The sequence below is a fragment of the Chryseobacterium sp. RU37D genome (assembly GCF_900156075.1).
Lineage (GTDB): Bacteria > Bacteroidota > Bacteroidia > Flavobacteriales > Weeksellaceae > Chryseobacterium.
On the sequence record NZ_FTMM01000019.1, the window covers coordinates 20520 to 46352 of the forward strand.

24 protein-coding genes are annotated in these 25833 nt (G+C 34.6%); 8 read left to right on the forward strand and 16 right to left on the reverse strand.

Going from position 1 to position 25833, the window contains the following annotated elements:
* Positions 1–34: 34 nt before the first annotated feature.
* Positions 35–472, forward strand: a complete 438-nt coding sequence (locus tag BW926_RS10135) for a universal stress protein (RefSeq protein WP_076446778.1) — start codon at positions 35–37, stop codon at positions 470–472.
* 79 nt (positions 473–551) lie between these two features.
* Here BW926_RS10135 and BW926_RS10140 read toward each other — a convergent pair whose 3' ends face one another.
* Positions 552–785 carry a DUF6341 family protein gene (locus BW926_RS10140; RefSeq protein WP_076446780.1) on the reverse strand — a complete coding sequence of 78 codons (234 nt, stop codon included), beginning with the start codon at positions 783–785 and terminating at the stop codon, positions 552–554.
* A gap of 42 nt (positions 786–827) precedes the next feature.
* Here BW926_RS10140 and BW926_RS10145 point away from each other — a divergent pair, with 42 nt between their 5' ends.
* Together BW926_RS10145 and BW926_RS10150 are read left to right on the forward strand one after the other, a co-directional pair.
* Positions 828–1733 carry a DUF6427 family protein gene (locus tag BW926_RS10145; RefSeq protein ID WP_076446781.1) on the forward strand — a complete coding sequence of 302 codons (906 nt, stop codon included), beginning with the start codon at positions 828–830 and terminating at the stop codon, positions 1731–1733.
* A gap of 6 nt (positions 1734–1739) precedes the next feature.
* Positions 1740–2324 (forward strand): DUF3109 family protein, encoded by a 585-nt coding sequence (locus tag BW926_RS10150; RefSeq protein ID WP_076446783.1) that lies wholly within the window; start codon positions 1740–1742, stop codon positions 2322–2324.
* 138 nt (positions 2325–2462) lie between these two features.
* Here BW926_RS10150 and BW926_RS10155 read toward each other — a convergent pair whose 3' ends face one another.
* From BW926_RS10155 to BW926_RS10185, 7 genes are all read right to left on the reverse strand, one after another.
* A complete protein-coding gene (locus BW926_RS10155) occupies positions 2463–3149 on the reverse strand; it encodes a hypothetical protein (RefSeq protein ID WP_076446784.1) in 687 nt (228 codons plus the stop codon).
* A gap of 105 nt (positions 3150–3254) precedes the next feature.
* On the reverse strand, positions 3255–4589 hold the full coding sequence (locus BW926_RS10160; protein ID WP_076446786.1) for a trigger factor: 1335 nt from the start codon (positions 4587–4589) through the stop codon (positions 3255–3257).
* A gap of 549 nt (positions 4590–5138) precedes the next feature.
* A complete protein-coding gene (locus BW926_RS10165; RefSeq protein ID WP_076446787.1) occupies positions 5139–5711 on the reverse strand; it encodes a hypothetical protein in 573 nt (190 codons plus the stop codon).
* Between the two features lie 50 nt (positions 5712–5761).
* Entirely contained in the window at positions 5762–8146 is a 2385-nt protein-coding gene (locus BW926_RS10170) for a TonB-dependent receptor (protein WP_076446789.1), read from the reverse strand.
* Positions 8147–8286: 140 nt separating this feature from the next.
* Entirely contained in the window at positions 8287–8643 is a 357-nt protein-coding gene (locus BW926_RS10175; protein WP_076446790.1) for a hypothetical protein, read from the reverse strand.
* Positions 8644–8878: 235 nt separating this feature from the next.
* Positions 8879–10813 carry an ABC-F family ATP-binding cassette domain-containing protein gene (locus tag BW926_RS10180; RefSeq protein WP_076446792.1) on the reverse strand — a complete coding sequence of 645 codons (1935 nt, stop codon included), beginning with the start codon at positions 10811–10813 and terminating at the stop codon, positions 8879–8881.
* 468 nt (positions 10814–11281) lie between these two features.
* Entirely contained in the window at positions 11282–11902 is a 621-nt protein-coding gene (locus BW926_RS10185) for a DUF5715 family protein (RefSeq protein ID WP_076446794.1), read from the reverse strand.
* A gap of 215 nt (positions 11903–12117) precedes the next feature.
* On the opposite strand from BW926_RS10185, the gene aqpZ reads away from it, so the two are divergent.
* Complete coding sequence (gene aqpZ / locus BW926_RS10190; RefSeq protein ID WP_076446842.1) at positions 12118–12849, forward strand: aquaporin Z; 732 nt, start codon at positions 12118–12120, stop codon at positions 12847–12849.
* A 45-nt stretch (positions 12850–12894) separates the two neighbouring features.
* On the opposite strand, the gene BW926_RS14565 is transcribed toward aqpZ, so the two are convergent.
* The 5 genes from BW926_RS14565 to BW926_RS10215 form a co-directional block, all read right to left on the reverse strand.
* A complete protein-coding gene (locus BW926_RS14565) occupies positions 12895–13149 on the reverse strand; it encodes a hypothetical protein (protein ID WP_228403433.1) in 255 nt (84 codons plus the stop codon).
* A 447-nt stretch (positions 13150–13596) separates the two neighbouring features.
* Positions 13597–14577, reverse strand: a complete 981-nt coding sequence (locus BW926_RS10200) for a LuxE/PaaK family acyltransferase (protein ID WP_076446844.1) — start codon at positions 14575–14577, stop codon at positions 13597–13599.
* Positions 14578–14754: 177 nt separating this feature from the next.
* A complete protein-coding gene (locus tag BW926_RS10205) occupies positions 14755–15546 on the reverse strand; it encodes a UDP-2,3-diacylglucosamine diphosphatase (RefSeq protein WP_083672300.1) in 792 nt (263 codons plus the stop codon).
* Between the two features lie 18 nt (positions 15547–15564).
* On the reverse strand, positions 15565–16011 hold the full coding sequence (gene queD / locus BW926_RS10210) for a 6-carboxytetrahydropterin synthase QueD (RefSeq protein ID WP_076446795.1): 447 nt from the start codon (positions 16009–16011) through the stop codon (positions 15565–15567).
* A gap of 158 nt (positions 16012–16169) precedes the next feature.
* On the reverse strand, positions 16170–16553 hold the full coding sequence (locus BW926_RS10215; RefSeq protein WP_076446797.1) for an acyl-CoA thioesterase: 384 nt from the start codon (positions 16551–16553) through the stop codon (positions 16170–16172).
* A gap of 101 nt (positions 16554–16654) precedes the next feature.
* Between BW926_RS10215 and BW926_RS10220 the strand changes: the two genes are divergently transcribed.
* Positions 16655–17308 carry a ComF family protein gene (locus tag BW926_RS10220; protein WP_076446798.1) on the forward strand — a complete coding sequence of 218 codons (654 nt, stop codon included), beginning with the start codon at positions 16655–16657 and terminating at the stop codon, positions 17306–17308.
* An 81-nt stretch (positions 17309–17389) separates the two neighbouring features.
* A complete protein-coding gene (locus BW926_RS10225; RefSeq protein WP_076446800.1) occupies positions 17390–18076 on the forward strand; it encodes an alpha/beta fold hydrolase in 687 nt (228 codons plus the stop codon).
* A gap of 37 nt (positions 18077–18113) precedes the next feature.
* Here the strand turns inward: BW926_RS10225 and upp are convergent, their stop codons facing one another.
* Positions 18114–18764, reverse strand: coding sequence for a uracil phosphoribosyltransferase (gene upp, locus BW926_RS10230; RefSeq protein ID WP_076446848.1), 651 nt, complete (start codon positions 18762–18764; stop codon positions 18114–18116).
* Between the two features lie 283 nt (positions 18765–19047).
* On the opposite strand from upp, the gene BW926_RS10235 reads away from it, so the two are divergent.
* Positions 19048–22962, forward strand: a complete 3915-nt coding sequence (locus BW926_RS10235) for a Pls/PosA family non-ribosomal peptide synthetase (protein ID WP_076446801.1) — start codon at positions 19048–19050, stop codon at positions 22960–22962.
* Between the two features lie 94 nt (positions 22963–23056).
* Positions 23057–23539, forward strand: coding sequence for a GNAT family N-acetyltransferase (locus tag BW926_RS10240; protein WP_076446803.1), 483 nt, complete (start codon positions 23057–23059; stop codon positions 23537–23539).
* Between the two features lie 104 nt (positions 23540–23643).
* On the opposite strand, the gene BW926_RS10245 is transcribed toward BW926_RS10240, so the two are convergent.
* The gene (locus BW926_RS10245; protein WP_179078005.1) at positions 23644–24285 is read right to left on the reverse strand and encodes a 4'-phosphopantetheinyl transferase family protein; all 642 of its coding nucleotides are present in this window, start codon (positions 24283–24285) and stop codon (positions 23644–23646) included.
* Between the two features lie 8 nt (positions 24286–24293).
* Positions 24294–25604, reverse strand: coding sequence for a ribosome biogenesis GTPase Der (der, locus tag BW926_RS10250; RefSeq protein WP_076446806.1), 1311 nt, complete (start codon positions 25602–25604; stop codon positions 24294–24296).
* Positions 25605–25833: the final 229 nt, after the last annotated feature.

Sequence of the window (25833 nt, forward strand, 5' to 3'; positions counted from 1 at the left end):
ATTTTCCTATCTTTAGTAAACAAAACCAGAGGTTATGATTAATATTGTATTACCCGTAGATTTTGGGGACAAAACAGAACATCTTGTAGATGGCGCAGTAAAATTCGCAAAACAAGTCAATGGTAAAATTTTCCTGATCCATGTGGCGCCTTCAGATATTGGCTTTGCCATTGGCGATATGGGATTTCAATATTTTCCGGAAGTCGAAGAAAATGAGATCAGGGAAGAGCTCATCCAGCTTAACACACTTGAACAAAGAATTTTGGCTCATGATGTAGAATGCGAACACCTTTTGAAACAAGGCATCGCAAAAGATATTATTCTTGAATATGCCAAAGCTAAAAATGCAGATTTCATCGTAATGGGCTCTCACGGAAGAAGCGGAATCTATGATGTCTTTGTAGGAAGCCTTACCAAAGGTATCACGAAGGATTCGAGTGTTCCGGTACTGGTACTTCCCATTCATGATTGAAAAAATTAAAATTTAATCGTTAATAATAAAAAAGCCGACCAAATAAATTTGATCGGCTTTTTACTATATAACCAATTAATTAACCTTCTTTTTTATAGATATTCGGATCATAGTAAGGATGCTTACCTTCGGTTGGAGAATAGTAGTCTTTATCTTTGTCCCCACCTAACGTAACAACCAAAACGTAACACCAGTAAGTAAACAATGCACAGCAAACGATAAACAGAATCCAGTTCAAAACATTACCGAAAGCATCAAAGAAACCGAAAGACCATTTGAAAACTTTGCTTAAGAATAGAAAGAAAGACGTCATTATTTTCCTTTTTTAAATTAACTTTGTACAAATTTATAAAAAATGTTTAAATTACTTTCAAAAGAAAGCAATATTTTTTCAATTCCTGTTTATATTGGTTTTCTTCTTTTAATAGTAATATTATTTAACATACTGATTTTCAATACATATGAAGCGATTATTGCCGGAATTACCTTTCTGGGGATTGCTTTGGGATATTTTTGTTTTCACAGCATTGCTCTGAATTATCATACCCATCTTCCTTTATTTCTGTATACTTTTTTTGTTTTTGGGCTTTATCCCGGAAACCTGGATATCGGGATAGCCGTTTCCCTGCTTACCAATTCTTTCCTTTTACTTCTTCTTACAAGCACCAATGAAGATATCAGGAAAAAATCTTATGTACTGGTAGGCTCCATCATCGCTTTAAATTTTATATTTCTTCCCACTACATGGCCAATGGCACTTTTCGTAGTTATTCATGTAATTGCCACCTCGGAAAGAGTAGGCCTAAATATTTTCAGATTTTTACTGGGAATTATATTAATAGGATTCGGGTATTTTTCAGTTATGTTTTTTTTGAATTTTACCGCTTGGAATATGGATTATTTACCCTTCGGAAAGATGAAACTGGTAAAAAATTACACAGGATTACTTCCTTTACTACCGATTGCTTTAATGCTAATCTATGCCATTTATGATCATTTCAGGAATTACAATAAAAAGAGTCCTATAAGCCGCTATAAATACACATTTATATTGGTTTTCTCTGTAGCGCAGCTTGTCAGCATTATTCTTTACATGAATAAAAGCTATGAATATTTATTACTTCTTGCCTTTCCTTCGACCATCATTATTAGCAGGATGCTGAGGTTTTTGCCGAAATACTGGATGCAGGAAGTAAGCGTATGGTTAATTATTTTTAGTTTAATTGGCTTTAAAGCCTCTACTTATTTTGATTTATTTTAAAAGATTATGATTCAGATTGATGATAAATTGATCTCTGAAGATATTTTTTCTGAAGAGTTTGTTTGCAACCTTACGAAATGTAAAGGGGCATGTTGTGTAGAAGGAGATGTAGGTGCTCCGTTGGATAAAGATGAGCTGATGATTTTAGATACTATTTTTGATAAAATCAAACCCTATCTTACCCCAGAAGGCATTAAAGCTCTGGAGGAGCAGGGAACATGGACAACGGATCCGATGGACGGAATGTATGTGACCCCAATGGTGCAAGACCGTGAATGTGCCTATGTAACTTTCGATGAAAAAGGAATCACAAAATGTGGCATTGAAAAAGCCTATGAAGATGGTGCTGTTGACTGGCAAAAGCCAATATCCTGCCACCTCTACCCGATTCGTGTAACGGAATATTCAACTTTTAAAGCACTGAATTACCACGAATGGAATGTCTGCAGCGATGCCTGCGCTTTGGGAAAGGAACTTCAGGTCCCAGTTTATAAATTCTTAAAAACTCCACTGATCAGAAAATATGGTGAAGAGTTTTATGATATTCTGAGCGATGTGGCTGAGGAATGGAAGAAGGAATATGGCTCGTAGCTTTTGAATTGGATGGCTGAAAACTGGAAGAGAGTAAATTATTTATTTAAAACTTGATATTTATTTATCATATAAAAAAGAAAAACCACCTTGTAAAATTACGAAGTGGTTTTTCTTTCTTTTTTATACAGCTTTTAATTATTTAAAATCTACATCAGTAATCCCCGAATTCATTGTTACTTTTATAGTTTTAATTATAACTTTCTGTCCGTTTCCTTCAGCTTCGATTTCTTGCGGAAATCTGATTCCATCAACAGTCATATAGCTTTTTACAACTGCACTTCCCTCCGCTCCGGAAGATTTATATAGTAATCCTGTAGTTGTATCAAAATAAAATTTTCCTTTGTCTGAATTCAAAACATTGTAATCCTTTCCGTCCAGCTTTTCAACAGTTACAGCAGAATAGTTTGCAGGATCGTAGGCTAAAGCATCAATTACTTTACTTTTCTTTAGCTCTGTAAGCTTATCTGCCGGAATATCCATTTTTTGACCGCCCTGCTCAAAGTATCCCTTCTCACCATCAAAAAATTGAACCATTTTCTGTCCCATTACAGATTGTTCAGATTTGAATTTGTTACCCATTTTCTTTGTTGTCATACTAATTTCCATCCCTTGAACGGTAATTGTATTTTCGATAAGAGTAGTTTTAATACTTTCTAATTTATCTTTTCCTCCAAGAGCTTTCAAATAATTGTCAATAACTTCTTTAGAAGTAAGCTTCGATTTTACTGCTTCGATTTTTGCTGGGGTGGGAGCGGTCTGTTGTGCAGCGACTGATGTAGAAAAAAGTACAGCACAAAAAAACGGAACGATTATCTTTTTCATATATTAAAGTTTAAAGCGTAAATATATGAATATTGAATGATAAATATTATGGTTGTAAAAATAAAAAACCACCGTTTTGGTGGTTTTAATATTAAAAAATTTAACTTATTTTTTAAGTTCTTCTAAAAACTCATCATGAGACATTTTAGTTTCCTTCTTGGTTGCTTTCTCAAGAATTACATCTTTCAACTTCGTCATAGCAACTTCAGAAGAAATTTGTCTTACTTGTTCCTGATCTTTCAACATTTCAACAGCATATTTCTGAATTTCTTCATCACCTAAGTGGTGGATTCCGTAGATAGCTAGCTGATTTCTTACCAATTGCTCAGCTTGTCCTAAAACATCAGCATAGTCTAGTTGAATTTCGTTATCAGTCATCAATTTACCTTCGATGATTTGATATTTCAATTGATTTTTCTCTGATTCAAGAATTTCTTTAGCCTGATCTTCAGACTGGATATTCTGATTAGAGAAAACTAACCATTTTATAAGAAAATTTTCAGGAAGCTTTACTTCTTCTTTTTCAGAAACCTGCTCCAATACTTTATTCACAAAGTGAACATCAGCATTTTGCTGGAAGTATTCGTCTAGCTCGGATTTTACTTTTTCTTTTAATTCTTCTTCAGATTTAATGTTTCCTTCGCCATAAACTTTATCAAAAAGTTCTTGATTTAGTTCAGCAAGATTCAAAGAATAGAAATCCTTTACTTTTACCTCAACTTCGTTGTGGTGTAAATGCTCAACTTCTTCTTTAGAAAAACCTAATTCTTTAGCCAATTCTTCGTCACCAACAAGAGTTTCTTTAGTTACTTTTATAGAACCATCCATTTTCAAACCTTTAACAAGTTTGAAAGCTTCTTTGTTTTCACCTGTAACTGTAACATTCTTTGGATGGTGGTGGTGCTCTCCTTCAGCATCTTCTTCCACAACCTGAGAAATTTCCAAGACGATATAAGAATCTTTAGTAATTTTATCTTGAGGAACCTGCTCGGCAAAACGCTTCTGCATGTTTTCAATGCTCTTGTTGATTTCTTTTTCAGAAGCCTCTACTTTGTAGTGAGGAGCTTCGTATTTAGCTAAATCTATAGTGAATGCAGGCTCATATCCTACTTCGAAAGCAACTGATAATTGATCAGCATTGTAATCAAATTCATTTACAGGTTGAGGTACAGGCTGACCAACTAATCTTAATTTGTTTTCGTTCACATAATTATTCAAAGCATCAGAAACCTGTCTGTTGATTTCTTCAAAAGCAATACCTGCTTCATATTGTTTTCTAACCATACTTAAAGGCACTTTCCCTTTTCTGAATCCAGGAACTTGCGCATTTTTAGCATAATTAATCAATTGTTTCTCAACTTTTTCTTTATAGTCAGATTTTTCCAATGTCACTGTAAGTATTGCACTTACATCATCATGGTTTTTTGCAGTAACCTTCATTATTGATTAAAATTTTAGGATGCAAAAATATGAAAATTTTATGAAAATCTGCCATTAAAAATAAACTTAAAAGCTAAATAATGTTAAAATGATATCCGTTATGTATTTTGAATCTTTATATTTCGGAATTAAGTGAAAGGCTTTGTTTAATAGTATAAAGAAATTAAAACCAATCCTTTGTCTTTTTTTGCGTTTTTTATCATCACATGGGTAAACACGTTTTTGAAATAAAACCATTTAATAAAGATATAAAGGCATTTGATTGTGTTGAATCTTTGATTTCATCTAAAAAATAAAACAGATTATAGATGTAATATCCTTTAAAGGGGTTATTTTAAATAAAAATCTATTTAAACTACTTAAAATAAGCTATTTGGATACAAAAGCCCACAAAAGAATAAAATCAAAGATTTCTAAACTAATATTTTCTTGTTTGCTGCTAATAATGAATTTAAAACAACCAATGTGTTGATGTGTTGTCACTTTTGTTGTTAAAATAAAAAACCATCAGAAATTTCCGATGGTTTAGCTAACAAGATTAAGGATATATTAATTGCTTAAATTAAATGTAGCTTCAGCATCTGTTTCTCCTCCTACAACATTTCCCCAAGCAGTTCCGTTTTGCGCCGGACTTGCACTTTGCGGCGCATGAATTAAGCCTAATTTTAAGAATGGCGCAGAAGAATTCACCACTTTTACAACATTCCATTTTGTGTGCAGTCCTACCTTTCCAAGAGCTCCTGTAGAGGCTGAAGTATCTTCTCTAGTAATGCTGATATTGGATTTAGGAAAGTCAAAAATTAAAAAGTGCTCATCTTTAGCATCAATAATTTCCTGGGTAACATCTTCATTTCCGTTTTTAAATCTTACTTCTACATTATAAGATTTCCCGTCGACTAATGGAATCGTCTGTGTTCCTCCTGCCCCGATACTGTAATTATAGCTGTTGGTTATTGCGCCTGGCGTATCTTCAGTCACCAAAAGGACCACATTTGTAAGTTCCTCCTGCGGAATATCGTCTTCCTCTGCAGAACCGTCCCTTTGGCAAGAAACAACAGTAATAGAGATGAATAAGATAGCTAATAATTTGAAAATATTTTTAGTATTGAATAATTTGTTCATTTTTAAAAATTTAAGATTGTAAATTTTGTTTAAATAATTTTTTAACCTCTTTAGAATCTGTATCTAAAGTTTAAAACAAAATTTCTTCCCGCTTCGTCCGCAAAAAACCTCATCCGATTAAGATAATCTCTGTACGAAACATCGAAAAGATTATTCACAATAAGACCTGCAGAAAGATTTTTGCTGATGTTGATTCCCGCCTGGATATTCCATAGCGAATATCCGCTTGGAGGAGTACTGAAATCAACTGTTTTATCCACTTCATTTCCATCTACATACACCGGAATCGTTGCATTATAAACCGGAAATCTGTTTTGTCTCAAAAATGTCTGATTTTCTAACGTAAAATAGAAATGATTCCAGTTTTCTTTATTAAACTGCAATGCATTGGAAAAATTCGGAGGCATCATTAAAATCAACGGAACATTGTGTGTATCGTCCTGTCCGTAGACATAACTTCCTTTTCCTACATAGGTAAGATTATCAGTAAGCCTCCAGCTGACATCCAGATCTATCCCATACATTTTAGCGTCAATCTGCTGGTACGACCAAACTGGAAATACACCTCTGATGGTATTCTGAATTCCCGTCGGAACTTCATTGATGAAATTTTTAGTAATAAAAAAATACGGATTCACAGAGATATTTAAGCCTTTCAAAACATTAAATTTTGTATCAACCGTAAGATTAAACTGATGCCCCTGTTCATTTTTCAGACCGAGATCTCCGATTTCAATCACCGCAGCCGAGTGATGCAGACCATCTGAAAATAATTCTGCAATATTCGGTGTTCTTCCTACTTTTGCATAATTAAATTTAACATCAAAATTAGCATTCGGACGATATTCCAAACCTGCATTGAATGAGATGTTTTCATAATTTAGTTTTGGACGTGTCAACACCCTGTTCTGATTGGCTCTTACATAAAACTCAGAATAAGAATTTGCGTACAGGTTTTCCCAGTCGCTTTTATCATACCATTTAGTCACGTCATAGCGGTTGAAATCATATCTCATCCCTCCTTCTGCATTGAAATCGTGTGAAATTTTATATTTAAAAACAGAATAAATTCCTGCTGAATATTTATCATAATTTGGGATCAGGCGTCTCGCCTTCGTTTCCGGATCCGAATAATTGTTTTGAAAACTCGCATCAATTCCTGTTTCCAGAGACCATTTCCCTCTTTCCAGCAAATCATTGATATTAAACTGGTGGGTCATGAGCTCCAGATCCAAGGACGGCGTGTCTGCCAGGTCACCTCTTCTGATATCATATTCCTTTCTGTGGTTGTACTGATAGCTGTACGTTGCAGACAATTTCCCAATATTTTCAAACCTTTTGAACGCAGAGACTTTAGCAATATGATGTTCGATCACTTGTCTCGGATTATTGATATCATAAGTAAAACTTCCGGTATACGCAGGAATGTTTGATATAATTGCATTGTAGAAATCCTCATTATTTCCAACGTGAGAACCTCTGTAAATACCAATATTCTGGTTAGTTAAATAATAATCAAATGAAATTCCTTTTTCATAAGTATTATTTTGAACCGTAAAATTGAATGATGAAAAATCCATCCCTGTGTTCATTAGATTATAATCAGGAGTATGCTGATCTCCTAATTTTTTGATGCTTCCGCCAGTTTTTACTGCCCAGCCGTTTTTCCAGATTTTAGCAATATCAGCTTCTAAACCAAGCCCTTTTCCATTTGAAATACCCGAAAGGTTTATTGAACCTTTAATGGTATCTTTTTTAGGAAAAACTTCTGGTTCCATTACCACAACTCCGCCAATGGCGCCACTCCCGTACTTTAATGCAGATGCCCCTTTGATCACATCAATATGTTGAAAATTATTAATATCAACATTTGGTGCGTGCTCCACTCCCCATTCCTGCTCGGCAAGTTTCACTCCATTATTTAAAATAGAAATTCTGCTGCCGTACAATCCATGAATAATGGGTTTTGAAATATTATTCCCTGTTTTTAAAATTGCCACACCCGAAATTTTTGACAGTAAATTACCCAGATTATCTGTAGAATTCCTTTCAATTTCAGATTTATCCAGCATTTTGATAATTAAAGAGCCATTGCTTTTATGGCTTCCGTGAATGGTTACCGTTTCGATATCCTGAACATGGTGTTCCAGTATGATCATTAAATGCAAATCCTGATTAACTAAAATACTTTCAGTATAATCATTACAATCAGGATGTTTAGCAATGAGTATATATTTTCCCGAAGGAATTTTATCGAAAAAAAACTTACCTTTATTATCCGCTTTTGTAGTGAAATCACCGATTTTCACAATGGCATTTTCCAGTATCGTTTTATCATGGAAATCTTGGACAGTTCCTTCTACCGCATAAGCTTTTTGTGCGTTTGTAAATGCGAATCCGCAAAAGATAAGCATTAGGCTATATATCAATTTCATTGTTAAATAGATTGATTGTGTACCTCACTGAAGTACATTTTTTCGTTAAAAAAATTATTAAATTTTTTGTACGTAAGAGTTTTACGATTGCAAAAACCTGGAACTCAAAACATTAAAATTTAAACCAAAAATCTATGAAATTATGAAATTGCGGGTGGCCCCCGAAGCTGAAAAGTGAATTTGGTCTGGGACCATATTTTTTCCTGAACAGCAATGATCTGCTTTACTTCATGCGTATAATTTTCAAAAAAAAAGCTAAATTCCTCAGGAACTAATGTATGTCCGGCTGCTAAGAAATGGCAAGCAAGACAATCTGCAGCTTTTTCTTTAGCAATATTTTTTGAAACCGAATTTTCTGATTTTTTGAAACTGAAATTCTTGAAAATATCTTCAGAACTATGAGTGTGAAAACTTTGAGAAAACAGCGCAATAAAGTATATCCCAAACAATAATTTGGAAATAAAACTTTTCAGATTTCTGCTTTCTTTAACAATCATTCGTCAAAATTATAAAAATATTTTAAGTTTTTAGATTAAAGTTTTATTAAAAACGTTGTTTGATATGTAGAAGTTATTGAGATTTTGTTACAATTTCTCTTATAATTTATTGAGATGCTTCGGCAGGTTCAGTATGACAGCTCTAACACTAACCGCATTATTTAACGGTGAATTTGTAGCGATGTCATACTGAACCTGCCGAAGCATCTCATTTATATGTTTTAATTCAAAAAAATTAATCCAACTGAGAACCCAAATATTCCCATTCCTGTAGAGCTAGCTCCAGTTCTTCCTTGGTTTTATTATAGGTTTCCAACGTTTCTTCAGAAGGATTTTCTTTGATAAAAGAAGCTTCAAACTTTTCAACTTTTGTTTCAAGCTCAGAAATTTTTTCTTCTACTTTTTTTATTTTATTCTGAATATTTTTCTGCTCTTTGTTTACAATGGTTGATTGTTGCAGGTTTTCGGTTGCTGGCTTTTCCTCTTTCTTAGCGTTTACCTCAACTTTAGTCTCTTCTCCGTGAAGCTTTGCTTTTTCGGCAGAAATTTCCCGGATCGATTCTTTTTGTCGGAATTCAAGATATTCGTTGATATCTCCTAAGAATTCTTTCATTTTACCGTCACGGAATTCATAAATCTTGTCACAAAGCCCCTGCAGGAACTCCCTGTCATGCGAAATTACGATTAAAGTGCCTTCAAATTTCTGAAGAGCCAGCTTGATAATTTCCTTAGACTGGATATCAAGGTGGTTTGTCGGTTCGTCCATGATCAATGTGTTGAATGGACGAAGCAATAATTTACAAAGCGCCAGACGGTTTCTCTCCCCTCCGGAAAGCACCTTTGTTTTTTTATTCACCGCTTCGCCCTGAAACAGGAAAGATCCTAATAAATCTCTTACTCTCGGCCTTGTTTCTTCCGTTGCTGCATCTTCCGCCTCTTCCTGAACGGTCTTATTCGGTGTTAAAACTTCCTCCTGATTTTGAGCAAAATAACCGATATTCACATTATGCCCAAGATTCCATGAACCTGAATAATCCTTGATATCTCCGGCAAGAATTTTCGCCAATGTTGTTTTTCCCTGCCCGTTCTGCCCAAGAAGCGCGATTCGGTCTCCTCTTTGAACAATAAAATCTACATCATCAAAAATTTGCTTCTCTCCGTAAGCTTTCCCTAATTTTTGAGCCTCAAAAATTACTTTTCCGGGAACAACCGACTGAACGAAGCGGATATTGAATTTCGAAACGTCTTCATTATCTACTTCAATGCGTTCGATTTTATCTAATTTTTTAATAAGGGACTGTGCGAAAGAAGCCTTTGTGGCACTTGCACGGAACTTATTAATATTATCTTCCATCTGCTTGATTTCCGCATCCTGATTCTTTTTAGCCTGAATCAGCTTTTCACGGCGGTCTTCGCGCATGATGAGATATTTTGAGTAATTGGCTTTATAATCGTCAACTTTTTTATTGTTGATATCAAAAGTACGGTTACAGACTGCCGTCATAAACTGCTTATCGTGGCTTACCAGCACAATGGCACCCGGATAATCTTTCAAAAAATTTTCCAGCCACATGATGGATTCCATATCGAGGTGATTGGTAGGCTCATCGAGAAGCATGATGTCGTTCTTTTGAAGAAGTAGCTTTGCCAACTCGATTCTCATTCTCCATCCTCCGGAAAACTCATCGGTAATCTTTTGGAAGTCATCTGCTTTGAAACCAAGACCAAACAATACCTTCTCCATATCGCCTTCAAGGTTGTAGGCATCGTGATTCATTAAAAGATCGTTCAGTTCCGTCATTTTATTAATCAAATCTGTATAGGAATCACTTTCATAGTCGGTTCTTACAGCCATCTGATGATTTACCTCCTCAAGCTCATTTTTCCATGCGTTGATCTGTTCGAAAGCCTGCATGGTTTCGTCCCAGACCGTTCTTCCTTTCACAAAATCAAGATCCTGCTTCAGGAAGCCGATTGTGATGTTCCCTTCGGGTACTACATTTCCTTCGTAGAAATTGATTTCGCCGGAGAGCATTTTTAATAAAGTTGATTTTCCTGCTCCATTTTTACCAACCAGACCAATTTTATCATCTTTTTTAATTGTGAAATTTACGTTTTGAAAAAGATAATTTCCCGAGTGATGTAATCCTAAACCTTGAACCGAAAGCATGTGTTAAATAATGATTAATAATGAATAATGAATTTTTCGCATGCAAAAATACGGAAAAAGAAATGATTAGGAGAATGTAAAGAAATTAAAACCAATCCTCTATCTTTTTTTGTGTTTTTTATCATTGCAAGGTTAAACAATTTTTTTGAATTTATGGATTTGTATGACCGAAAAGTAATTGCTGGAGATTAAGTACCGGAATGAGTACTACGGAGACAAATTCAGCCACATAGAAAATGGCTGTCAAAAATAAAAAAGTTAACTATAGATTAATTTTTTCATTCAAGCAAGAGGATTCAGTATACAAGTAAAAAATTTAACAATACTTTTGTATGGACAATAAATAAGAAGACATAATACTATAAATTATAGAACTATTGGAGAATTTAACAATCAAAATAAAATTTATAAAAATCAAGCTTAACTTATACTGCGAATTTTATTTGCATATCTATAATTGAAAATTTGTTAATAATTTCTGACCGTAATGTGATAGCAGCTTTGATGTTTCTCTTTGATATAATAAATTCTTCCTAGCTTATAATAATATTTCAGAACCTTCTCCAAGGCAATCTCCATCTTTGGATTATACTTTAAAACATTATTAAAACGTACATAAGAAATATCGAAAGAATTGCCGTAATTGTGTGAGCTTATTCCTAAAGAAGCATTAGAATTAACCTTTCTTAGTCTGCACTGATCCTCCAGCGTCCTGGTCATGGAAGAAACCGTAAAAGTATGGCCTTTTGTTTCCTTGCCGAATCTTGTCCCAATCTTTTCCAGCATCAGCTTTGCTTTCGAAACCATCCATGCCCTGCTGTAATCCAGCTTCTGAACCCTATATCCTTTTCCTGACTTTTTTATTTTGTGAAATTTTCGGTTGACAATGTACTTCTGAAAGGTCCTTGAATCTTTAAGAAGTTTAATGCCAAAGCTTTTTGAAGCATCCAAATGCAGCTTGTAAAGAGCTGTAGGCTCTATCTTCAAAACCTCTGTAAGATCGTAACAGGGAAGAACTTTTTTTGCAGATTGAGAATAGTAATTATGAAAAATAAAAGACACTAAAATCGTACACAAAAACTTTTTCATTAAGATGCTTTTAAATTTATAACTAAAAATAAGCAATTATTGCATACAATTCAACTACTAATAAGATATAACTAAAATAAATTATCCAATAAATACAAAATTGAATTATTAAATTCATAAAAAAATCATTCTGACATTTGAAATATTTTTACATTTTCTTTTTTATTTTAATATTTTAATTTTAAATTTGAGATACATTTAAAATAAACAACATGATAAAAAAACTTTTCGCTGAATTTTTCGGCACATTTTGGCTTGTTTTTGGAGGTTGTGGAAGTGCAATCTTTGCTTCTCAAATTGCTCCCGCATCTAATGGTCAACTAGGGATTCTCCTTATAGGTGTTGCTTTGGCTTTCGGGCTTACTGTTCTTACAATGGCTTATGCCGTAGGACACATTTCCGGAGGACACTTCAATCCTGCTGTTTCGTTCGGATTATTGGCCGGAGGAAGGTTTTCTGCTAAAGATCTCATCCCTTACATTGTTGCTCAATGCTTAGGAGCTGTTGCAGCAGCGGGGGCACTTTTCGCAATTCTAAATGGTTCAGGAACGCCAGATTTTTCCGGGCCGGGAGCTTTTGCCACCAATTTTTATGGCGATGCCGTTTATTTTGGAAAAGGATATTCAATGGGTTCGGCATTTTTAACTGAATTTTTACTTACAGCATTCTTCCTGATTATCATCATGGGCGCAACGGATAAGTATGCTAACGGGAAATTTGCCGGAATTGCAATTGGACTAGCTTTAACATTGATCCACCTGATTTCAATCCCGATTACAAATACTTCAGTAAACCCAGCAAGATCACTTTCTCAAGCTATATTTGTTGGCGGAAATGCAATATCACAACTTTGGTTATTCTGGGTAGCTCCAATTCTCGGAGGTGTTGCGGGAGGACTGATTTACAAATTTTTACTTCAGAGAGATTCTGATGTTGTTGTTGATTAACCTCAATTAATATAAAAAATAAATCCTGTTAAAAGACAGGATTTTTTATTTCAACTTTTTTATATCAAAAAAATTCTTAAAAATTAATTCTTTATGTTTGCTTTTGATTTCGAGTTTTCGCTGCAATAAATTGAGTGCCACTTTTCGGATGAAAAGGTCTTTGTCATTAAGCTCCCAGTAAGAATCTTTGTGAACACGCTTTGGCTTTCGGATCACATAAAATTCCGTTTCCCAAAAATCTATATTATGGTAAAATTCAATGATTCCACAATGTTCCGGAATCAAATCGTGATCTACCATTCCCATAGGTAACAAGAAGCTGAAGGAATTATGGTTCTAAAAATTTTTCCCTGTATGTAAATTTGTAAAGGATTTTTTAAAGTCATTTTTAAAATCCTTTTTAGAAAGCTAAATTTCAATCTCATGGCTAAAACCTTTGGAATCAATAATGAGCAAATCCACCTCCCAATCTGCCTGGAAATGATTAGTCAATACAAATTTGTTTCTCAAAATCACAGTGAGAATAGATAAATGCGTGTACTAACTCTTCTATTTTTAACACTTTAATTTTGTTTTTTATTTTAACGCAAAAACCGCAAAGATTTATTTTAATATTACTATCTTTAAGTTTCTGTTCACTTCACAAGGTGGTTTTACTCAGCAAATTATAATGGGGGTTTTAAAGCATACTAATTGAAACTCTGAACTTCAACCTTACGACTATATACCCCTCCCCATTCTCTCATATCAACTTACAAGTAAGCTACACCCTCGAATATCCGAGTGATCAATTCTTCCCATTACCTGGAACTTATTGCCAATAATTTTCCCTAAATCCTGTGTTGCAATGAATGAGCACGAATGAATATTTGCCAGATCGATAATATTGATGGCACCTGTTCTGCCTTCTTTTTCATAATTAAATGGATCTTCGGCATTGCGTATCATAATTTTCATCCAATTCGGACATTCATATTCATTATTTCCTAGAGAATAGGCCTGAGAAAGCAACTCTGTCATAGAATATTCTGAATAAATTTTATTTGTTTTAAAGCCTTCCTGTAAGATTTTCAGCAATTCGTCTTTGGTTATTTCTTCTTTTCTGCCTTTCATACCTCCAGTCTCGATTACTGTCAGAGTGTTAGAGTGTTGGAGTGTTGGAGTGTTGGAGTTGCAAAAATCAAGAAAATCTAACAGCGCGAAAGAAACCCCGAAAAGAATAACCTTTTTGTTTTTTAATGTATTTAATAACTCGAATAAATCTGAGTGGTTGTATAGAAAATACCCATTTTCCGGTTTGCCGGATTTCTTCATCAGATAATCAACCATATATACCAACGAAGAATTTTGCCGCTCAAGATAATTAGGCAACAGACCCAAGAAAATAAAATCCTCTGGCTTTCCGACGAACTGTTTAAAACTTCTATATATACTTTCTTTATAAATATTTTCATCAGCTACAAAATGTCTTGACAAGTTCATCTTTGTCGTTCCGGAACTTTGAAAAAACAAATCAGTCGTCGCATTTTCGTCTATTACCTTATGATTTTTGAACATTTCAATAGGTAGAAACGGAATTTGCGCCAGATTGTCTACTTTTTTCGGATCGATTTTCAGATAGTCTACAAATTTCCTATATATCTCAATATTTTCATATTGGTAAGAGAACGTTTCTAGTGATGATTTCAAAAAATCTTCTTCTGTCAATATGTCGAATATCTTTTCCACTTCTAAAAATTTAAAAAATCTTATTGTCACATTTCAAACAGGTCAACAAGAAAAACATAGTTTTTAATACTTTTTTTATCTTTTAAAATAATTCTTTGGTCAGATTCTTGTAATGAAATATCTGGAATATGGATTAAAAACAAGAGTGAATTTCAATTCATTCGGATAATTACCCCTTTATGGGGTAATTTTTTTTGTGCTTTCCTCAAAAATCTTCAATTCAAAATTATGCTCAAAAACACCATATGTAAAATACGAAATCCAGTCTCCAAGATTGATGTATTTTGCTTTTTCTCCCAAATTCAGCACCATAGGAAGATGGCGATGGCCATAGATAAAGTAATCGATGTTTTGTGTTTTAAGCTTTTCTTTAGAATAAATGATTAAAAACTCTTTATCCTCACCTAAATATTCTTTATCCTCATCCCCAGAAATTATTTTATTTTTCTGAGACAGATACAATGCTATTTTCATTGCAATATCCGGATGAAGCCATTTGAAAAGCCACTGGGCAAAAGGATTTGTAAAGAGCTTCTTCATTCTTTTATACCCTTTATCTCCAGGCCCGAGACCGTCGCCGTGGGCCAGTAGAAATTGTTTACCCGCAATTTCAAAATATTGTTTCTTGTAAAAAACCGTACACCCTATTTCTTCTTCTAAATAATCTTTCATCCAAAGATCATGGTTTCCCACAAAAAAATAAACATGAATCCCACGATCCTTCAATTCTGCAATTTTTCCCAGAACACGCACATAGCCTTTCGGGATTACGTGTTTCCATTCGTGCCAAAAATCAAACAGATCGCCCATCAAAAATAAAACCTGTGCATCATGTTTAATCTCATTCATCCAACGAATAAAACGTTCTTCACGCACCTTGCTCTCCTTTGGGTTTGGAGCCCCAAAATGTTGATCTGAAGCGAAATACACCTTTTTACCGGGTTCTAAATTGATGATCGTTTTTAACACCGTCTGAGTTTTTCTAAATTACTGATTGTCTTCCGCAAACCATTCTCCGTAAGAGTTTTCGGTTTCGTGAAGTTTAAGATAAGCTAATGAAATTCCTTCTGGAAGCCTGGATTTTATTTTAGCAGCGATAGCGTACAACATATTTTCGCAGGTAGGCTGAAAAGTACAGTAGATTACTTTATGCCCCTTCTGCTCAAGATCTTCGCCCAATTCTTTATGGGGAGAAAGGGCATTAATTAAAACTGCATGATCCCAAACATCTACAATTTCAGACTTCACGATTGTCTTAATATCCCCAAAATCCACTACCATCCCATTTTTAGGATTCTCCAGGTCATTAATAGGTTTTCCTTTTACTGTTACAAACAGCTTATAGGAATGTCCGTGCATATTTTTACATTTTCCATCGTAATTGTACAGCACATGGGCCGTCTCGAATGTAAAAATTTTTGTAATACGTATCATAGTGCAAAGATAAGGAATTCGTTTGTTTCCCTGAATATCGGACCCGGCAAAGTAATTTACAAAGCCCTATGCGTTTCATTGTTTATTAAAATGGTAATTACAAAGAGATTATTGATGAAAATAATTTCGATGCCTTAGTTACTATTTTGAAAGAATAATTACAGTCTATTCAGCCAATCACTTTCCAACCTTTTAATTTTCTTAGTTTCCCTGTCGATCAAAACCCACAGCGTCAGAGAATCCACAACAATCTGGTCATTACAAAAAAACTCAACTTTTCTGGGCTGCCGGATGCCTTCAGGAGCTTTCGGATAGGTTTTAACAGTAATGAAATCCCCCAGATAAACCTGTTTTTTATATTGAATATGATGGTCGAGCAGCATCCAGATATCATTTGGATAATCTGTTTTATGTTTTACAAAATCCCAGTGTGCGTCTGCAATTTCCTCCACCCAGTGTACATACTGAACATTGTTGACGTGATTATTCCCGTCAATATGCTCCTCCGTTACCTGTATTCTCTTTTTGAATATCAAACTCATATTCAAATATAAGGTCTATAAATTTTAGATTTCACCGTGATTCTCACAAAGTATTTATTTTTCTGTTCAATTATCTTATCTTCGCTTCACAATACACACAAATGATTTTAGATATTTTATTCCCGGACCGGTGTATCAATTGCAGCCGGATCATTAATGCAGACCAGCTTGTCTGTAACCTTTGCTTTAAGCAGATTCATTTTATACATTTTGATTATTTTGACGAAAATTCCGTAAAAGAAAAATGCAGACTTCTTTTCCCTGTTGAAAATTCTTTTGCATTAATGCAGTTTGAAGAAGAAGATTTAAGCCGGAAAATTATTCATGAATTAAAATACAAAAAGAGGAAAAAAATCGGAAAAATTATTGCCGGATGGACAGCTGAGCGTTTAGATTTTAAAGATCAAAAGCCGGATTTGCTTGTTTCTGTACCTCTTCATCCTAAAAAATTAAAGGAAAGAGGTTATAATCAACTCCATTTATTTACCGAAACTTTATCTGAACATTATCAAATTCCCTTTGATCATGAATTATTTAAAAGAAATCATTATTCTAAAGCACAGGCCTTAAAAGACAAAAAACACAGACTAAAAACCGAAAACACATTTTCTATCACCCAAAATATTTCCGGAAAACACATTTTGCTGATTGACGATGTTTTCACCACCGGAAATACATTAGCCGCCATTGCATGGGAAATTTTAAAATCGGGAAACAATAAAGTAAGTATTTTGGTGATGGCGGTAGATTTGTAGGTTTTGGGGTTAAACTTCAGAATTCCGGGTAATATTTTGAATCGAAATTTTTCTTAATTTTCAGGAAACAAATTAATAATCATGCTGAATCTTATTTTACTGCATGGGGCTTTGAGCCATAGCGAAATTTTTGAACCATTTAAAGCAGAATTGTTAAAATATTTTACTATCCATACTCCTCTATTTTCCGGGCATGGAAATATGAAAATCCCGGAAAATGGTATCACGATTGAAAAGTACACACAGGAATTGAAAGATTTTATTTTGAAGGAAAATTTAAATGATGTATACATTTTCGGACACAGCATGGGCGGTTATGTAGCACTCTGCTACGCTTTGGAACATCCTGAAAAATTAAACTCCATCATGACTTTGGGAACGAAATTCGACTGGACGGAAGAACAGGCTCTAAAAGAAAGTAAAATGCTGAATCCTGAAGTCATTGTTGAAAAGGTTCCGAAATACGCAGAATTACTTGAAAATCAGCACGGAACGAAATGGAAGCAGCTATTAACTGCAATTGCCGGTATGATGGTTTCCCTGGGCAAAAACCCGCCACTGAAAGATAATGTATCAACAATTAATATTCCTGTGCAGATCATGATGGGTGATCAGGATAATATGGTGACAATCGAAGAAAGTACAGACGTTTACAGACGCCTCCCGAATGCAAAACTGTCAGTGCTCCCGGATACAAAACATCCTTTGGATAAAGTACGAACTAATTTATTATTAAATGCAATGAAAGATTTCTGGAAGCTTTCTTAATTTATTTTTGAATCAAAGAATACAACTATTTTTTTAATCATCGCTGAAGTTTTTCTCCGTAGCTCAAGTCCCCGGCATCGCCTAATCCTGGGGTAATGTAGCCTTTTGATGTTAAATTTTCATCAATGGCTCCCACCCAAATCTTTGCGTTGGGATATGCTTTTTCTATGGTTTGAACACCTTGTTTTGAAGCAATTGCAGCCACAATATGAAGCTGTGTGGGATTTCCGTTGGTTAATAGATCTTTGATAGCCTCAATTAAAGAGGCGCCGGTTGCCAGCATCGGATCTCCAAAAATTAATGGCCTTCCTTCGATATTCGGACAGGTCAGATAATCTTGTTTAATAGAAAAATAATCGTTTGCATCGTGTTTTCTGTAGGCTGCGACAAATCCGCAATCTGCTTTATCAAAATAGTTTAAAAGCCCTTGAAATAAAGGAACTCCTGCTCTCAAAATAGTTGTAATAACAGGCTGTACAGCAATTTCTTTTACCTTTACCATGTCTAAAGGGGTACGGATCTCAATTTCTTTTTGCTCTAAACTTTTGCTGATCTCAAAAGCAGCAATCTCCCCGATTCTTTCCATATTTCTGCGGAACCTCATCCTGTCGTGCTGGATTTCAACATTTCTAAGTTCATTGATCCAAGAATTAACTAAAGAAAAATTTTGAGATAAAATAGTAAGCATGAATATTTTAATTTTAATTTTAAGGGGAATAATTATTTTAAATGATTGTAAAATTACAAATTTGATATTAAATCTGTTTAAATTTTTAATTTTCAAAGATCTTTACTATTGCTTAAATAGGCGACAATAACCATAGCCCCGATTGTAACGGCATCCTTTTGTGTAGCGAAGCGAAACAAAAGATATAGTGAAAAGCGGGAAATTGCTCCTAAAAAGTTTAAACAAGTTTATTAAATTAATAAGATAAATTATATATTGGGATACCAAAAGTAATTAAATAAATATGAAAAGCCTTATTACGGGTAAAATAGCACCTGAATTCATTAGAGATGAAACACTGCCTGAACTTTTAGCCCCTATTTTTAATAATTATAGAGACAAAACCGCGTTCATTTTTGGCGACAGAAAGATCACTTATCAAGAATTAGACAATTGGAGCAACGCCATTGCATTACAACTTCAATATGAAGGCATACTACCGGGAGATTGTGTAGGGATCTGGTATTCCAGAAGTCTAGAACTTCCCGTTGCTATTCTCGGAATTTTGAAAGCAGGAGCGGCTTACGTTCCGCTTGACAGGGAAATGCCAGAAGACAGAATTAAAAAGGTTTTCACCGATATTAATGTTAAAGCTTATTTTTCAGACACTGATTTACATATTCATTGTAAGTCTTTATCAATTGCTTCTCAACCCGAAAATAAAATTAAAGCTTTATCAATAAACAATTCTCCCGACAACTGGGCATACGTTTTATTCACTTCCGGGAGTACCGGAAATCCGAAAGGTATTCCGATATCTCATCGAAACATATGTCATTTAATTCGGGCTGAAGAAGATTTCATGCAAATAAAAGATACTGATATTGTTTATCAGGGGTTCTCAGTTTCATTTGACATGTGGTGTGAGGAGGTTTGGATCAGTCTTTTTTCTGGAGCCACAATCTGGATTGCCGATGTATTTACGGTAAAAGCAATAGATGAATTAAGTGACGTTTTGACTAAAAATAAAATCACTATTCTTCACGCTGTTCCAAGTATTTTGGCGATCATTGATGAAGTTTCATCCATTCGATTGATTAACACTGGTGGAGAGGCATGTACAAAACAAGTTCAAGAAAAATGGGCAAAACCCTACAGAAAATTCATCAACAGCTATGGACCGACTGAAACTACGGTTTCTTCGAATATGGCTATTTTGAGCAGTCAGCAAGAATTGACCATTGGCGGACCTCTTCCCAATTATCATATCGCTATTGTAGATGAAAATATGAATATTGTTCCGCGTGGGGAGCGCGGCGAAATGATTATTTCAGGGCCAGGAGTAAGTAAAGGATATTTTAATCTTCCAGAGCTTACTGAACAAAAATTTCTACCCAATCCGTTCAAGGAACTTCCGGGAGATACAATTTACAAAACTGGTGATGCCGTCATTATTCAAGAAAATGGCTTTATTGATTTTCAAGGAAGAATTGATGATCAGATAAAACTTCGTGGTTATAGGATTGAATTGGGCGAAATTGAATCAAGACTAAATCAGCTTCCGAATGTTTCTTCCGCTGCCGTTGCAGTAAAAGAAGATTCTAACGGACAGGGACAATTGGTGGGCTACACCCTGATGAGCAATGAAAATTCTTTCGATGAAAATGAAATGCGAAAAGAACTGGCAAAATTTCTAGCCCCATATATGGTTCCCATTTCAATTGTTAGCATGAAAGAAATGCCAAGAATGCCCAGTGGAAAAATCGACAGAAAAAGACTTCCCACCCCCGAAAGTTTTACCGCTCATGAAAGCAGTGAAGAAATTGTAATTGATAAAAATGCTTCCGTTGAAAACAAACTTTTACAGGTTTTACAATGGGTTTTTCCAGGTAAAGAAATTAATTTGAATCAGGATTTTTTCATAGATCTTGGCGGACATTCTTTGCTAGCGGCGACTTTGGTTTCTCATTTGAGACAAAAGGCAGGTATTCCTTATGCTTCTTTGAAAGATATTTATGAAAACCGTCCTATTTCAGCCTATGCAGAATGTTTAAAAAATAAGCAAGAACAAACAAAAGAACAGGAACCTTTCCAAAGGGTTTCAACATTGCAGTATTATTTATGCAATGCGGCTCAGACATTAAGCTTGCTGGTCGTTTTCTCGTTACTTAGCTTACAAATTTTCTTTCCTTATTTGAGCTATTACTATTTTCAGGATAATGGCTATGGAACTTCTTTCGCGTTGCTGAGTGCTATTCTTTTATATACTCTAATTCCACCTGTTTATTCAATTATTATTTTATTAACAAAATGGCTTGTAATCGGGAAAATCAAGGAAGGAGATTATCCTCTGTGGGGATGGTATTATTTCAGATGGTGGCTGTGGAAAACCGTGAAAAGATTAATGCCTTCAGAATTTATTGTAGAAACACCCCTATACCCAAAATATTTAAGATTATTAGGTGTAAAAGTTCATCCAAGTGCACAGTTGAGCTTGTTACCTATCGCTGCGGAAGATTTGGTAACCATAGATGAAAATGTAAATACAAGCTCAGGCTGTAGTATAGACAATGCTTCTGTAGAAAACGGAATTTTAAAAATCAGAAAAGTTCATATAAAAGCCCATGCTTATTTGGGCTCATCAGTAATTGTCTGTGGCGATACAGTGATTGAAGAGTTTGGAGAATTGCAGGATCTGAGCTGCCTTAATGAAGGTAAAAAAATAGCTTACGGAGAAATTTGGAACGGAAGCCCTGCCGAAAAATACAGAATGAAAGAAGGTGAAGAACTGGCAACTCCAAAACTAAGCCCGGCCTCGAAAAGAAACAGCTTTGCACTGATTTATTTATGCTCACTTTTCTTTTTTCCTTTATTAATCGTCTTACCATTGGCTCCGACTTTATATACTTTATATTATTTAGATGAACGTGCTTCAGATTATAATTTCTCTTATTTATGGCAGGCTCCGATACTTTCAGCTGTATATATTTTGTTATTTATTTTAATCGTAAGCTTTGCTACCCGAATTTTACAGTACAAAATGCAGCCCGGAGTTTATCCCGTTTATAGCTTTACGTACTATCGAAAATGGATGAAAGACCAAATTTTCAACCTCTCGCTAATAGTTGTTCACCCACTTTTTGCATCGATTTATATCAGTAAATTTTACAGAATGATGGGTTCAAAAGTTGGAAAAAATTCAGAAATATCTACAGCCAGCGACGTTTCACACAATTTACTGGAAATCGGTGAGGGCTCATTCATTGCTGATGCAGTAGTTTTGGGAGAGCATGATGTAAGAAATGAAAAATTAATTTTAGCTAAAACAAAAATCGGGAACAACAGCTTTGTAGGAAACAGTGGGCTTATTCCGCAGGGTTATGAATTGGGAAATAATATGCTTATCGGTGTTTTAAGCAAAGCTCCGACAGAAGAACAGCTGGAAAATTCGACAGAAAAAGACTGGTTTGGCTCTCCACCAATCGGGCTTCCAACAAGACAGAAATCTGATGTTTTTAAAGACAACCTTACATTTAATCCTTCTTTACAATTAAAAATTGCCAGGGGGCTAATTGAGGGTATCAGAATCATTCTTCCACAAACCGTTGTAATTATCTGCAGCGTGCTTTACATAGCCTACACAAGTAAGTATATGGAAGGAAGAATACATCATTTGCTGTTGTTTTCACCGTTTTATTATCTCGGAATTGTTGCGCTTCCTTCATTTTTCTTCACTGTTTTATTAAAATGGGTTTTCGTAGGAAAATATAAAAAGACAGAAATGCCGATGTATAGCTTAAAAGTTTGGTTAAGCGAAGGAATTACAACACTTTATGAGGCACTTCCAGTACAATTTTTTCTTGATTTTTTAAGAGGGACCATGTGGCTTCCTTTCTTTATGAGATGTTTAGGCGTGAAGATTGGTAAAAAAGTTTGGTTAAATACAACTGACATTACAGAATTCGATATGGTAACAATTGGAGATGAAACTATGCTAAACGAAGATTGCGGACCACAGACCCATCTTTTCGAAGATAGAATTATGAAAATAGGAAGTGTGAAAATAGGAAAACAGACAACAATTAATTCAAGAACCATAATCTTGTATGATACTGAAATTGGGGATCATGTGAATATAGACGCGCTCTCGCTAGTGATGAAAGGTGAAGTTTTATCCGATGAAACTTCTTGGTATGGCAGCCCAATAAGAGGAAAATAACACAACAAAAGTTCGACGGGAGAGATTGGAAGTTATAAATCAGAATAGAGATTTTAATTCATATCCTATTCTCCAAATAAAAAACAATATACTTATGAACTATAATATCCGGAAAATAAAAATATCAGAAAATATTGATATCGTAAATGAACTAGTAGGAGAACTTCATGTTTCAGAAAAGAAAATGAATGATAAGACTGCCGAATGGAGTTTAATTCGTGACAGTTACCTGAGTTTTATGAAAGATTGTGAAGAAGAAAGTGATGGCACTTTCCTTATTGCTGAAACAGGCGGAAAACCGATTGGTTTTATTTTTGGGTATATTGATGAAAAAGATGACAGTAATTTTGAGACTGGAGAAGATGATGACCTATATGTTTCCGAAGGCTATGTGAAGAAAGAATTCAGAAAACATGGAATTTATTCTGCTCTTAATAAAGCTTTTGAAGAGACTTACAAAGACTATAATATTAGAAAAATTTACCGTTATACTTTATGCAATAATCACACAATGCAGAGATGGCTGGATAGACAAGGATATCGCCCCGTAAGGATTGTTTATGAAAAGTGGTTGTGATTTTTTGATTTAAAATGATTTATATATCGAAACCTTATAGGTTTTGAAAACCTATAAGGTTTGTTTTGTATGAGTAAAAATTATTTAAGAAAAGTTTGTTATAATTAAAAGATTACTTCTTCCAAATTTAATTGAATATTTTGCTGATCTGTTGCAATATAAGTGATCGAATTTTCGGAAATATTTAATTCTTTAGTAAAATATTTTTCATTATTAATCTGGACAACATTTTCATGCGCATCAATGGATTGCAAATCCTGAGAAATCCCTAAACCTGATGCTTTTAAAACAGCTTCTTTTTTAGTCCAGATTTCATAAAAAGCAGTTTGCGGATTGAGTTGCTGATGAATAAATTGCTGTTCGTTTGGATGAAGAAAATCCTTGTAAATATTGACGTCTAAAGGTTTTATTAATTCAGAATCGATTCCACATTGATTTTTTCCTGTAGCACAAACAACAGAAAAATTTTCATGATGCGAAGTACTGAAATTAATTTCCAGTCCTTTAAAATATGGTTTGGAAAAAGAATCTTTTTGATACAGATTCCAAAAAAAATTCTGATCAGGAGCTATTTTCCTCACCAGAATTTCTAATAATAATTTTGAAATTATTCTTGATTTTCTGTCTTCCTCATATTTATACTGATTGATAGACTTTACAAGATTTTCCGGAAGCTTCGAAAATAATTCTTCTATTCTTTCGGAATTATTTTTACATAGGAAACTATATATTACCCAGACCTCCACTGACAATTTTATTTTTGCCTGAAATACACCTCAATCGGAACTCCGGTAAACCCGAATTCTTTCCTCAATTGGTTTTCAGTAAATCTTTTATATGGCTCTTTTACATATTGCGGCAAGTTGCAGAAGAATACAAACTGAGGTGAAGGTGTCGGAAGCTGTACGCAATATTTAATTTTAATATACTTCCCTTTGTTCGCAGGAGGTGGTGTTCCTTCAAAAATCGGAAGCATTACTTCATTTAATTTTGAAGTTTTGATTTTCTTCTTACGATCTTCATAAACCTGCATGGCTACTTCTACAGCTTTTAAAATTCGTTGCTTTGTCAAAGCTGAAACAAATAAGATCGGAATATCCTGAAACTGCCCTATTTTGTCTTTGATCTGCTTCTCAAAGTCACGTATCGTATTGGTCTGCTTATCCTCGATCAAATCCCATTTGTTTACCAAAATAACGATTCCTTTCCTGTTTTTCTGAGCCAATCCAAAGATATTCATATCCTGAGATTCCCACCCCTGAGTAGCATCTACCATGATGATAACCACATCAGAAAACTCAATGGAACGGATGGAACGCATCACGGAATAAAATTCCAGATCTTCATTTACCTTAGATTTTTTACGCATCCCCGCAGTGTCCACCAGTACAAACTCGTGCCCAAATTTATTGTAAAGGGTTTGGATACTGTCTCTTGTAGTTCCTGCAATATCTGTCACTATATTTCTTTCAACATCAAGTAAAGCGTTTGTCAATGTAGATTTTCCTACATTGGGACGGCCCGCAATGGTGATTTTGGGTAAGCCTTCAAATGGATCTTTGTATTCCGTGGTCGGGAAATCTCTAACAATATCATCCAGCAGATCACCTGTTCCTGAGCCCGTGGCAGAAGATAAGGTATAATATTTATCGATTCCCAGCTGATAAAATTCCGTTGCGGGAAGTTCTTCTTTTGCAGAATCTACTTTATTGATAACAATATAAATAGGTTTGTTTGATCTTCTTAAAAGACGATAAATTTCGTAATCCGTATCTGTAAGCCCTTCTTCCACATTCATCATGAAAATAATTGAAGTAGCTTCATCCACAGCCAATTGCACCTGCTTACGGATCTCTTCTTCAAATATATCATCTGTTCCTACATCATAACCTCCGGTATCGATTACAGTGAAATCTACCCCATTCCAGTCAGACTTTCCGTAGTGACGGTCTCTGGTAACGCCAGCAGTAGAGTCTACAATAGCCTCTCTTCTTTCCAGCAAACGATTAAATAGTGTGGATTTTCCAACGTTGGGGCGTCCAACGATTGCGACAATATTTGACATAAAAAAAATGTTTAATAATCCTTCGACTAAACTCAGGATAAGTTATTAATGGGTTTCTCCAACTTTTGGAGCCCAATTTTTTTTGCAAAGATAAGGTTTTTATTTAAAGCAGTGAAAGTCAGGAAAACAAATAAGCCAAATAGCAAAAAGCTGATGACTTATACTCTTTTCTTTAAGCAACAAATTTTGCTTCTATTCAAAACTTTGTATATCAGTAATAAAACTTTAT

Bases quoted from the DNA above. Each gene is read 5' to 3' on its own strand.
- BW926_RS10135 (WP_076446778.1), top strand. From the start codon at position 35: ATGATTAATATTGTATTACCCGTAGATTTTGGGGACAAAACAGAACAT.
- BW926_RS10140 (WP_076446780.1), bottom strand. From the start codon at position 785: ATGACGTCTTTCTTTCTATTCTTAAGCAAAGTTTTCAAATGGTCTTTC.
- BW926_RS10145 (WP_076446781.1), top strand. From the start codon at position 828: ATGTTTAAATTACTTTCAAAAGAAAGCAATATTTTTTCAATTCCTGTT.
- BW926_RS10150 (WP_076446783.1), top strand. From the start codon at position 1,740: ATGATTCAGATTGATGATAAATTGATCTCTGAAGATATTTTTTCTGAA.
- BW926_RS10155 (WP_076446784.1), bottom strand. From the start codon at position 3,149: ATGAAAAAGATAATCGTTCCGTTTTTTTGTGCTGTACTTTTTTCTACA.
- BW926_RS10160 (WP_076446786.1), bottom strand. From the start codon at position 4,589: ATGAAGGTTACTGCAAAAAACCATGATGATGTAAGTGCAATACTTACA.
- BW926_RS10165 (WP_076446787.1), bottom strand. From the start codon at position 5,711: ATGAACAAATTATTCAATACTAAAAATATTTTCAAATTATTAGCTATC.
- BW926_RS10170 (WP_076446789.1), bottom strand. From the start codon at position 8,146: ATGAAATTGATATATAGCCTAATGCTTATCTTTTGCGGATTCGCATTT.
- BW926_RS10175 (WP_076446790.1), bottom strand. From the start codon at position 8,643: ATGATTGTTAAAGAAAGCAGAAATCTGAAAAGTTTTATTTCCAAATTA.
- BW926_RS10180 (WP_076446792.1), bottom strand. From the start codon at position 10,813: ATGCTTTCGGTTCAAGGTTTAGGATTACATCACTCGGGAAATTATCTT.
- BW926_RS10185 (WP_076446794.1), bottom strand. From the start codon at position 11,902: ATGAAAAAGTTTTTGTGTACGATTTTAGTGTCTTTTATTTTTCATAAT.
- BW926_RS14565 (WP_228403433.1), bottom strand. From the start codon at position 13,149: ATGGTAGATCACGATTTGATTCCGGAACATTGTGGAATCATTGAATTT.
- queD (WP_076446795.1), bottom strand. From the start codon at position 16,011: ATGATACGTATTACAAAAATTTTTACATTCGAGACGGCCCATGTGCTG.
- BW926_RS10215 (WP_076446797.1), bottom strand. From the start codon at position 16,553: ATGAGTTTGATATTCAAAAAGAGAATACAGGTAACGGAGGAGCATATT.
- BW926_RS10220 (WP_076446798.1), top strand. From the start codon at position 16,655: ATGATTTTAGATATTTTATTCCCGGACCGGTGTATCAATTGCAGCCGG.
- BW926_RS10225 (WP_076446800.1), top strand. From the start codon at position 17,390: ATGCTGAATCTTATTTTACTGCATGGGGCTTTGAGCCATAGCGAAATT.
- upp (WP_076446848.1), bottom strand. From the start codon at position 18,764: ATGCTTACTATTTTATCTCAAAATTTTTCTTTAGTTAATTCTTGGATC.
- BW926_RS10235 (WP_076446801.1), top strand. From the start codon at position 19,048: ATGAAAAGCCTTATTACGGGTAAAATAGCACCTGAATTCATTAGAGAT.
- BW926_RS10240 (WP_076446803.1), top strand. From the start codon at position 23,057: ATGAACTATAATATCCGGAAAATAAAAATATCAGAAAATATTGATATC.
- der (WP_076446806.1), bottom strand. From the start codon at position 25,604: ATGTCAAATATTGTCGCAATCGTTGGACGCCCCAACGTTGGAAAATCC.